General features: G+C 41.5%; 8 protein-coding genes, 4 tRNA genes and 1 pseudogene. All 13 read right to left on the bottom strand.

Going from position 1 to position 11,066, the window contains the following annotated elements:
- Positions 1-10 precede the first annotated feature (10 nt).
- A pseudogene (locus tag BFU02S_RS16435) lies at positions 11-232 on the bottom strand (UvrD-helicase domain-containing protein); the annotation flags it as partial.
- Between the two features lie 120 nt (positions 233-352).
- Positions 353-1,036, bottom strand: a complete 684-nt coding sequence (locus BFU02S_RS11920) for a hypothetical protein (RefSeq protein ID WP_066370841.1) — start codon at positions 1,034-1,036, stop codon at positions 353-355.
- Between the two features lie 794 nt (positions 1,037-1,830).
- Positions 1,831-3,633, bottom strand: coding sequence for a glutamine--fructose-6-phosphate transaminase (isomerizing) (gene glmS / locus BFU02S_RS11915; RefSeq protein WP_066370838.1), 1,803 nt, complete (start codon positions 3,631-3,633; stop codon positions 1,831-1,833).
- Positions 3,634-4,123: 490 nt separating this feature from the next.
- Positions 4,124-5,473: a phosphoglucosamine mutase gene (gene glmM, locus BFU02S_RS11910; protein WP_066370835.1), complete on the bottom strand. Its 1,350-nt coding sequence runs from the start codon at positions 5,471-5,473 to the stop codon at positions 4,124-4,126.
- 34 nt (positions 5,474-5,507) lie between these two features.
- Positions 5,508-6,782: a CdaR family protein gene (locus tag BFU02S_RS11905; RefSeq protein WP_066370832.1), complete on the bottom strand. Its 1,275-nt coding sequence runs from the start codon at positions 6,780-6,782 to the stop codon at positions 5,508-5,510.
- Entirely contained in the window at positions 6,775-7,602 is an 828-nt protein-coding gene (gene cdaA, locus BFU02S_RS11900) for a diadenylate cyclase CdaA (RefSeq protein WP_066370831.1), read from the bottom strand. The genes BFU02S_RS11905 and cdaA overlap by 8 nt, the downstream gene beginning before the upstream one ends.
- Before the next feature lie 181 nt (positions 7,603-7,783).
- The gene (locus BFU02S_RS11895) at positions 7,784-8,395 is read right to left on the bottom strand and encodes an anti-sigma factor family protein (protein WP_066370826.1); all 612 of its coding nucleotides are present in this window, start codon (positions 8,393-8,395) and stop codon (positions 7,784-7,786) included.
- Between the two features lie 18 nt (positions 8,396-8,413).
- Positions 8,414-8,977 carry an RNA polymerase sigma factor SigW gene (sigW, locus tag BFU02S_RS11890; protein WP_066370822.1) on the bottom strand — a complete coding sequence of 188 codons (564 nt, stop codon included), beginning with the start codon at positions 8,975-8,977 and terminating at the stop codon, positions 8,414-8,416.
- Positions 8,978-9,168: 191 nt separating this feature from the next.
- Complete coding sequence (rocF, locus tag BFU02S_RS11885) at positions 9,169-10,068, bottom strand: arginase (RefSeq protein ID WP_066370819.1); 900 nt, start codon at positions 10,066-10,068, stop codon at positions 9,169-9,171.
- Between the two features lie 631 nt (positions 10,069-10,699).
- Positions 10,700-10,772 (bottom strand) — tRNA-Ala (locus BFU02S_RS11880).
- A 3-nt stretch (positions 10,773-10,775) separates the two neighbouring features.
- Positions 10,776-10,850 (bottom strand) — tRNA-Gly (locus BFU02S_RS11875).
- A gap of 22 nt (positions 10,851-10,872) precedes the next feature.
- A tRNA-Lys gene (locus BFU02S_RS11870) sits at positions 10,873-10,945 on the bottom strand.
- A gap of 2 nt (positions 10,946-10,947) precedes the next feature.
- Positions 10,948-11,022 (bottom strand) — tRNA-Gln (locus BFU02S_RS11865).
- Positions 11,023-11,066: the final 44 nt, after the last annotated feature.

The following is an 11,066-nucleotide window of genomic DNA, read 5'->3' as shown; positions in this document are numbered from 1 at the left end:
GGTATTCCTATGCACGGCTGAACGTCACTGCCTTGATCTTTGCTGGATCTATCCCCTTTTCCTCTATCAAATAGCCAACCCGTATGATGATCGTGGTCGTTTTTCCCGATCCAGGCGATGCCAGCAAAAGTAGAGGTCATTCTGTCTGAAATTCAGCTTTCCTCTGGACCTCATTTAAGGAAACACCTAATTCACGTCTCTTGCGTACAAAGAAATCTTCCTTTACCTTCATTCCGACTTTCCCTTTCATTTAACCGTTCAATTCGAATACTCCCATTAAATCATCGTGCCAAATGGAAATGGAAAAAGAGGAGTCAAAGTTAACCCCTCTTCTATACCCTGCTCTCTGTAATTACAGCTCAATCATTTTCAATAGGTTACGTTCTACAGCAATTTTCACAACTTTTTCCTTGATTATTCTTACAATTCCTTTCGATCTGTATCCCAAGCATTCGCCTTCTGCAATCAAGTCCCCGATTTCCTTAAAGAAGCTGATGATTTGGATAACATCTTCATTATTTGTGACATTTAGTTCGGACAACAACCTGATTTCCTTTTGAATTGCTGATATCGCTTCTGCCGTAAGTGGATATTCGAAATCCGTAAAGTTGTCCAAATATCGTGCTAAAGAAAATGCCATTTGTAACGCTTTCCCAAGGAATTGCCCTTCCCAAAACTCTCCCAGATCATCACTTGTGAAAACCAACGGTGCTCGATCTACAGTAAGTTTGAAACTGTCACGGAACTGTTCTTTGGACGGAATCATTTTTCTCATTTTCGCATTCCATTCTTCTTCACTGCATTTCATTGCATCGCAGTACAAAGAAATAAAATCTTGTACCATTTTATCGTATTGATCAACCAGCTCATCTCTCAATCGGTTGAATTCCAGTTCATACTTTTTACATTCGATGAGAAAATCTTCGTACATGTTAACCGTCATATTAACAACACTGCGGGCAATGATCTCTTCACTTTCCTCATCGTCTGGAGATTCGACTGCCCCTCTTCTTTCAAAAAAAATAACCGAGGTCAAGAAAGAGAAAGGCTCTAATCCCTTGTCTTTTCCCGATTTTCCCTGCGTTTACGGGACTTGCGTCCCTCCCGCTTCTAATAAAAAGAACCGAGGAAAACAGGAGAGAATACCTGAATCTCGCTCGGCTCTTAGGCAAACATATTAAGCTACAAGTTTTATTAAGGCAAGAGCCACTTTTTTTACCCGTTATCTGATTCTTAGTTCCATTCTCATTCTTTAATCCTGTCCCCTATTCCCAGTGCAAACTAACTGATTTTTTCGCATTCTCACCATGAAATCCCCTACTATGTATGAGAATAAAAAACCCTGTCATTTCCCCCTTCACTCACCCAACACGCCGCCAGCTCAATTAGAACAAGGCTTGAGAGGCATTTTTGAGTACCATATGGTGATAATAATGCTTGTCCTTTTTCATGTGAAAAATCGGGTAAAAGCAGGGTAAATTGTGAACAAAACGAGATAATAATGTTTGTCGTTTTATAGGGTCAAGTTTGAGGCAATATAGGATGAAATAATCAGGTTGAAGCTTGAGGAGAAGCCCGAACATCCCCTACCCCTCAAGTCTTCAATCTCCTTGCTACGCCTGTATTTTCCTCATTAAATTATTCGCCCAATCCCCTACTATTCCTTCTCTTTCGTCATAATGAAAAAGGATCGGAGATCCATCGGGAAAACCCAACGGATTTCCAATCCTTGGTGAGTTTGAGGACAATGTTTTGCGATTCAAGACAATGTTTTGCTCATTGCCCAAAGTTTTTTATGCTTCAACAACAATAAAAACCCAACCAATTTTCTTACTCCACCGTCACCGATTTAGCCAGATTGCGCGGCTTATCGACGTCGCAACCGCGGTGAAGAGCTGCGTAGTAAGCAATTAATTGTAATGGTATGACAGAGATAAGTGGTGTTAGTAATTCATGAACATCCGGGATGACGAAGCTGTCTTCGTCCATGTTTAGTCCTTTCATCGAGATGATGCAAGGGTTGGCGCCACGGGCGACGACTTCTTTTACATTGCCGCGGATGCTTAGGTTGACACTTTCTTGAGTGGCTAAGGCAATCACCGGGGTGCCTTCTTCGATTAAGGCAATGGTTCCGTGCTTTAATTCTCCGCCGGCAAAGCCTTCTGCCTGGATATAAGAAATTTCCTTCAGTTTAAGAGCACCTTCCAAGCCGACATAAAAATCGATACCGCGGCCAATGAAGAAACAGTTGCGCGTCAGTGACAAAAAGCCTCTGGAGATTTCTTCAATCAGTTCTTTTGAATCGCAAAGAACTTCCATGGCATTGGCTACTAAGCCAAGCTCCTTCACGAGATCAAAACCAATGTCCAATCCGTGGCTTTTTGCTGTTACTTCTGCCAAAATGGCTAGCACAGCAAGCTGAGCGGTATAAGCCTTTGTAGAGGCAACGGCGATTTCAGGACCGGCATGTAAAAGCAATGTATAGTCCGCCTCACGGGAAAGTGTTGAGCCAGGGACATTCGTAATGGTTAATGCCGGATGCCCCATTTCTTTTACCTGTACAAGAACAGCACGGCTATCAGCTGTTTCACCGCTTTGGGAAATAAAGATAAACAGCGGCTTTTCAGAAAGCATCGGCATGTTGTAGCCGAACTCACTGGAGATGTGAACTTCAACCGGAATTTTCGCCATTTTTTCAATGAACTGCTTACCGACAAGTCCGGCATGATAAGACGTACCTGCTGCAATAATATAAATGCGGTCAGATGCTTTCATGGCCTCAATGATGTCACGGTCGATCGTCAGTTCACCCTGCTCATTTTGATACTGTTGAATGATTTTTCGCATTACCAGCGGCTGTTCATCAATTTCTTTCAACATATAATGCGGATAGGTGCCTTTTTCGATATCACTGGCATCCAGTTCTGCTGTATAAGGTGCACGTTCAACGGTGTCACCATTTAAATTTTGAATTACGACTTTATGTCTGGAAACAACAACAATTTCTTTGTCCATTAACTCGACAAACTGGTCTGTTACTTGAAGCATGGCCATAGCATCACTGGCAATCACATTAAAGCCTTTTCCCAAACCTACCAGAAGCGGGCTTTTATTTTTCGCAACATAGATGGTTTCGCTGTCACGAGTATCCAATAGTGCCAGTGCATAAGAACCATGGAGCAGTTTCAATGTTTTACGGAAGGCTTCCAATACCTCTAAACCTTCATTCACGAATTTTTCTACTAGCTGAACAATCACTTCTGTGTCCGTTTCACTCTTAAACGTTACATCTGCTAAATAGTCGCGCTTTAACAGATCATAGTTCTCAATCACACCATTATGCACAAGTGTAAACCGACCAGATGTGCTCTGATGAGGGTGAGAATTTACTCTACTTGGGACCCCGTGAGTTGCCCAGCGGGTGTGACCAATTCCAGCCGTGGCAAAAACTGAATCATCCACGATCTCGCGTAAATCTGCAATCCGTCCTTTTTCTTTAAAAACATGAACTCCGTCTTCATTGGAGAGAGCAATACCGGCAGAGTCGTAGCCTCGATATTCCAGCTTTTCTAAACCTTTTAATAAAATTTCTTTCGATTCTTGATTTCCAATATATCCAACAATTCCGCACATTTTTTTGTTCCTCCCTAATTTCAGGGGGCAAGCGAACCCAGGAGGCAAACTTGCCCCCTTATCTCTGTTTTATTAGGGTATCTGTCTATACCCTGTATGCGCATTTCCTTCTCTTTGTGCACCAAGTCGCCTTGGTGTTTTAAAGAAGAAATTCCGGTTGTGCGCTGCAGCCGGGAGGTATCCGCCGAAACCTTCGATAAACCTCCTCCTCGTCAACTAACCAACCCCACTGTTGATTAGTTCAGGCGCTTTCCATAATAAAAAATATACTGCCCACCTTCCTCATTAAAATTGGTTTCTATGCTTTGAGAAAATTTATAACAAAGCACATTAATCTTACAAGATTGTAAGATGTCCGTCAACTAATTAGTGGGGAAAAATCAAACAAAACTTTCCTACCTTCATAGGATATGCCAAACATAGAAAATTGTTCAATAAATGATGCTAACCCCCAACACTGTATAAAGCGTTGGGGGTTATATACCTTAGTTTATTCTTTCAATCCCATTTCTTCTTGGACCACTGCAGCAATACGGTCCACATAGCTATCACAAAGCTCTTCTGTTGCCGCCTCGGCCATTACGCGGACAAGTGGTTCCGTTCCGGAAGGGCGGACAAGAATCCGTCCGTTTCCTGCCATCTCTGCTTCCACCTGTTCGATTACTTCTTTCACTTTCTGATTATCGGTTACATGATACTTGTCAGTAACCTTTACATTGACAAGCTTTTGCGGGAATTTTTTCATCTCACCTGCGAGTTCTGAGAGTGGTTTTTTCGTTGCTTTCATAATATTGACTAACTGCAAGCCTGTTAATAATCCGTCCCCTGTCGTGTTATAGTCTAAAAAGATAATATGACCCGATTGTTCACCGCCCAGATTGTAGCCGTTCTTTTTCATTTCTTCCACTACATAACGGTCGCCGACGGCCGTTGGGACACTGTGGATTCCATGCTGTTCAAGCGCCTTATAGAAACCAAGGTTGCTCATTACAGTCGAAACAATCGTATTGTGTTTTAGACGGCCATGCTCTTTCATATATTTGCCGCAAATATAGAGAATTTGGTCTCCGTCGACAATGTTCCCCTTTTCGTCAATCGCTATCAAGCGGTCACCGTCCCCGTCAAAGGCAAGGCCGACATCAGCTCCCTTTTCCTTAACCAGCTCAGCCAAACTTTCAGGATGGGTAGAGCCAACACCTTCGTTAATATTTAAACCATTTGGGGTATTACCCATTGTGAACAATTCGGCCTCCAAATCAGCAAACAAGTGCGTAGCCAAAGAAGAAGTTGCACCGTGTGCACAGTCCAGCGCAATATGCAGTCCGGAAAAATCCTCTTCTACCGTATTTTTCAAATACTGCAGATATTTCTGTCCACCTTCAAAATAATCCATTACAAGGCCAAGATCGGCACCAATCGGACGTGGCAGCTTATCCTCTGCTAGATCCATCAATCCTTCAATTTCAAGCTCCTGCTCGTCAGACAGCTTGAAACCGTCGGGGCCAAAGAATTTAATCCCATTGTCGGCTACAGGATTATGTGAGGCAGAAATCATCACACCGGCCTGTGCTCCTAAAGCTTTTGTCAGATAGGCTACACCTGGGGTAGAAATAACGCCAAGACGCATCACCTCTGCTCCAATCGACAGCAAACCGGCAACTAGCGCTCCTTCCAACATATGGCCTGAAATACGGGTATCACGACCAATTAAAACTTTAGGCCGTGCTTTATCTTTTGTTAAAACATATCCGCCAAATCGGCCTAATTTAAAAGCCAATTCCGGTGTTAATTCGCTATTTGCTATTCCCCTTACACCATCGGTACCGAAATATTTTCCCATGAAAATCCGCTCCTTCAACATATATTGCTGGATATTATGCATTTTTTGTTATTGTAATAGCTGCTTTTGATTTGTCTGGCCTCCAATTCACACCAGAAGGGCCGTTGATTTGAATATCTACATCATGGCTTCCTGGGCCAAGATTCGACAAATCCACATAGGCGCTAAAATCTCCAGGCTCCATCTTGTCCAGAACTGTACTGGGGCCATCCACTATTAAATTAATCATCTGATTTGCCGGATCAGTGATTGCCGCCGTTTCATCAGGGGACAGACCCTTCATTTTTATTGGAACATCGGAAATGGTTTTCTCCTCTTGCTGCTGGATTGTAACCTCCGCTTGTTGATTAGCAGTTCCTCCTTGCTGCTTTGTAACCGTCACGGTTGCTTTTACTAATTGCGGCGTAACTTTTGTAATTCCATTTGAAATAATAACCGGCAGCGTCAGTGTCGTATTGTCTGTAATCTTGCTAACATCAACTTCCACTCGCGTACTATTTGTATTTTTTAAAACATCATCACTTCCGTAAATAACCGCCTGTTTCGTATCGAGACTAATCGATGATATGGTTACACCTGATGGCGGTGTTCCTTTCTGCACGATATTTATAGGGACCGTCTTAGCGGTTGATTTGATTGGAATAGTCACTTTAACTGTTGCAGGCTGTACCTCCACTGCTAATTTATTTAAGTCTTTATCAAGAACCTGAACCCGGGCCTCTCTTGAAACAGTATCTTTCAAGGGCTTATTATCCTCAATCACTGCTTTCACATAAGCAATTCGGTCAATCTCACTTTTTGCACCGGTAACCTTAACCTTTCTTGGTTCAATTACAGGCTGCCCTACCGCATAGCCATCTGCTATTTGATCGGCATTAAAATCCGCATTCACCTTAAACTCTTTTGTAATTTTTTCTTGAACCGTCACATAGACAGTAGCAGGTTTTATCGTAGCTTTTATGCGGTCAGATAAATCTTTCACCTGTAGTTTTACTTTCTGCCTTCCTACTTTGGCATTTGTTAAATCTACATAAACCTCAAAGTTTCTTAAAGCTTTTGCGGTCTGAACATGTGTAATGGGCCCTTTTAACGTCATATCAACCGTGTTTGGGATCCCGGTTACAACCAAATTCTTTGTATCATAGTAGGCCTTAACCGGAATGTCGGTGATTGTCGCGGTCGATTCTCCTCCCGGTACATAAACATCTGTATATTTGTTCGTCGTATGCGATACAGAAGAATACAGAAGAAGGGCCAGAACTAAAGACAGAATTTTGACAAACCATGGGTTATCCATCCATTTATCCATTATTTTTTCCCCTCCAGTTCCAACGAGCTGAAGAAGCGTGCCTTGATCTGTAGTTCGTGACTAACTCGCTTGTAAGTAATTGTTTAAATTCCTCTGTACTTAAATCCCGATGAAGTTTTCCATTCTTCGTCATGGAGATGCCGCCCGTTTCTTCCGAGACGACAACCGTTACACTATCCGTTACTTCACTAATTCCCAATGCCGCCCTGTGCCTTGTGCCTAGTTCCTTTGAAATAAACGGACTTTCCGACAGCGGGAGATAGCATGCTGCGGCCGCTACGTTATTTTTCTGGATAATCACGGCACCATCGTGAAGCGGCGTATTTGGGATGAAAATATTAATTAACAGTTCCGAGGAAATTTGAGAATTTAACGCAATACCCGTTTCTATGTAATCGCTCATACCCGTTTCCCTCTCGATGGAAATAAGAGCTCCAATCCTTCGCTTTGCCATATATTCTGTGGCTTTCACAATGGCTTCCACGGTTCGCTCTTGCCCATTTTCAATTGAACTGGTACCTCTTGAAAAGAAGCGCCCCCGGCCCAATTGCTCCAAGGCTCTTCGAAGTTCCGGCTGGAAAATAATAATAATAGCTAGAAATCCGTACGTAATTAACTGCTGCATAATCCAGCTCATGGTCGTTAACCCTAAGAAATCACTTAGAATCCTGACAACAAGAATCACCAGAATTCCTTTTAATAGCTGGACAGCCTTCGTTCCTTTAATTATATTAATGAGTTTATAAATGACAAACCAAACAAGGAGAATATCAACAGCGCTTGATATATACTTCCAAAAAGACCAATCGGCAAACGGCATAGTTTTTCCTCCGTAATTTTGCTAAAAACAAATAGAAATCACAACTGAATCATTATAACATAAAATGAGCTTGACCTTATTATATGTTGCTATTTAATTTAAAACTCACTTTATGAAAATATTAGGAGGACGATTTATTCTTTTTCCAAAAAAAAATCACTCATAACGAATGATTTTTTTGTTAATGATTCAAAATATCCACAGCCTCTTTAGCGGTATGTTTCATATAATACCAAATCCAATCGAACACCTCATTGATTTCGTCAATTTCTCCTGTTACATGTCCTGCAGAAGCCAAGTATTTTTCCCCATTGATTACCGTCACATTTCCTTGCACTTCTCCTTCGATTTTTAATGTTCCGTTTCGGACAATGACATCGCCTTTCACCACTTGTCCTTTTGGAACGATAACCGTATCATTTTTGACCACAAGATTTTTCTGTTTTGAAACGGAAAATTCCCTATCCTGATTCCACGCTGAAACCAAACTTCCCATCATTAAAATAAAAAATAACGATGCTGCTGAAAGTAACGGGTGTTTTTTTAACCAACGCTTCATCCAAATCTTCTTTTTTTCCTTAGGGAGCCGGGCTAATACATTGGCTGTAAAATCTGGAGGTGTTTGCATTTGGGAGATGCTTTTTACAAAAATTATTGTTTTCTTTAATTCGTAAAAAATCGTTTCACACTCTTTACAGTTTTGGAGGTGTTCTTTAAGTATTTGTTCCTTATCAAGGTCGATTTCTTCGTCTAAATACTCATGCATTAACTCAATGATGTGGTCTGGACACATGAATCGCTTCACCTCTTATCACACATAGCGTAGTTGCTGTCTCAAAGCTTCACGTCCACGATGAATTCTGGTCTTAACCGTCCCGATTGGAAGGCCAAGAATTTCGCTTATTTCATTCAGGGACAAGCCTTCCATATATTTCAATATGATAGCTGATCGGTATTTTTCAGGCAGTTTTAAGATTTCCTTGTGTACGGCATCCTGCAATTCTAAAGTTTCTAGCTCAGTCTCTGGCAACGGTGTTTCAGAGGGTAATTGCGAATATAATGTCAGCCCTTCCGTTCCCGCTACTTCCGCATCTAAGTAATGATCTGGCTTTTTCTTTCGAATCCGGTCAATACATAAATTGGTGGCAATCCGAAAAAGCCAGGTTGAAAATTTTAATTCCTGATTAAAGGTATGGATATTTGTATAGGCTCGGATAAATGCTTCCTGTGCAATATCCTCAGCCTCGTGCCGGTTCCCCAGCATTCTGTAACATAACTGATAGACACTGTTTTTATAAATATCGACAATTTCCCCGAACGCTTCCTGATCGCCTTTAATGACTTGCTTGATTCTCTTTTTTATAATATCTTCCATTAAGTTATCTCAGCTCCATTGCCTAAATACGAATACGAGCAATTCGTAAAAAGGTTTCACTTTGCTTTAAAAAAACTGGCTATCAGAATAATTTTAACAAATTTCCATTCTTAGTAGTTAGTTAGATTTATCCAGCTTATTCCCTATAAAAAGAAAACCAGCTGCATATATTGTAGCAGCTGGTTTTCTTTTTATAATAATTTTTCTCCAAATAAGGAACCCATAAGGCCAACAGCAACTGAGGCAGTTTTATTCTTTTCATCAAGAATTGGATTTACTTCAACAAATTCTGCAGAAGTGATAATCCCCGCTTCCTCAAGCATTTCCATTGCCAAGTGGCTTTCCCGGTAGCTAATTCCACCCATTACAGGTGTTCCAACTCCTGGTGCTTCACTTGGGTCTAATCCATCCAAGTCAAGTGAAAGATGTACTCCATCCGTTCTATCTTTTAGATAGGTAATGGTTTCTTCCATGACTTTTGCCATGCCCAGTCGGTCTATTTCATGCATGGTGTAAACTTTAATGCCTTTTTCTTTAATTAATTCTTTTTCACCGTCATCTAAAGCTCTAGCTCCAATGATTACGATATTTTCCGGCTTAACCTTTGGAGCATATCCTCCGATATCCGTTAACTTTGGATGACCGATCCCCATGCTGACAGCCAGAGGCATGCCGTGAATATTACCAGAAGGACTGGTTTCTGCCGTATTTAAATCACCATGTGCATCATACCAAATTACACCAAGATTTTCATAATGCTTAGCCAGCCCAGCCAACGTTCCAATTGCTATGCTGTGGTCTCCTCCAAGGACAAGCGGGAATGCACCAGATTGAACGGCTTCATCCACTTTTTCAGCAAGCAATATATTTTTTTCAGCAACTAAATCTAGATTTCTAAGATTGGATTCCTCATCAATCGAGACTTCAGGCCGTCCAATCGGAATGTCCCCTAAATCATGAATTTCCGAAAATAAAGGCTTAAGACGTTCATTTATTCCAGCGTAGCGAATGGCACTGGGCCCCATGTCAACACCGCGTCTTCTCTGACCTAAGTCCATCGGCATTCCAATAATAGAAAGTTTTTTGTTCATAATCCATTCTCCTTTATATTCGTCATCCCTTTTATTTTAACCGCTTACACCAAGATGACTCAACTCGACAAAATTATGAATATATATGCGAAGAATTGGTAAAGCAATGGTTATGCAAACTTTTTTGGCCACTCTGCATTTTGGTTCTATATCGAAAATTAGAAAACTCGTCGATTGGCGAGCCCGCATAAGGCTTAGTTGCACTTATACCTAACAGGAATACTTTCCTATGGGCTAAGAAAAGCGCAAACGCCCTGGTCAGCCAAGTTAGATGTTCTTCGGCATTTAAATTTTTGTTTTTTGGTGCCTTTAGTTTTTGTCTCGAGTGACTGTACTTGGCCAAAAGAAATGAATTTTTTCTATTTCCAGATCATAGCGCACACTCCCATAGACCAAGAGCATACTTTTTTCCCAACTTGGACCATGAATCAATGATCTCATGGACCGGAAGCTCTCGTTTTCCCCCTGTTCAGTCCATCAATCTTGTTCTTATGGACTAATAGCATACTTTTCCTTGTCTTAGGAAGAGCTCAGATACCTTATCAAAGTGAACCGTACGCCATTTAATTGATAATTTCTTTGACAATAAAAAAACCTTAAATCACGCTCTGATTTAAGGCAAGTTTAATTATGGAGCCTAGCGGGATCGAACCGCTGGCCTCCTGCGTGCAAAGCAGGCGCTCTCCCAGCTGAGCTAAGGCCCCAATTGGAGCGGAAGACGGGATTTGAACCCGCGACCCCCACCTTGGCAAGGTGGTGTTCTACCACTGAACTACTTCCGCAAGTTACAATATAAAATTTTTATGAGCCATGAAGGACTCGAACCTTCGACCCTCTGATTAAAAGTCAGATGCTCTACCGACTGAGCTAATGGCTCATTGGCTGGGCTAGCAGGATTCGAACCTACGAATGACGGAGTCAAAGTCCGTTGCCTTACCGCTTGGCTATAGCCCAATAATTCATAACAATATAAGTATGTCCAAAAATCAAATAAAATA

The organism is Neobacillus fumarioli NBRC 102428 (assembly GCF_001591485.1).
Classification (GTDB): Bacteria; Bacillota; Bacilli; order Bacillales; family Cytobacillaceae; genus Neobacillus; species Neobacillus fumarioli.
This window is presented reverse-complemented; position numbering and strand designations above follow the sequence as displayed.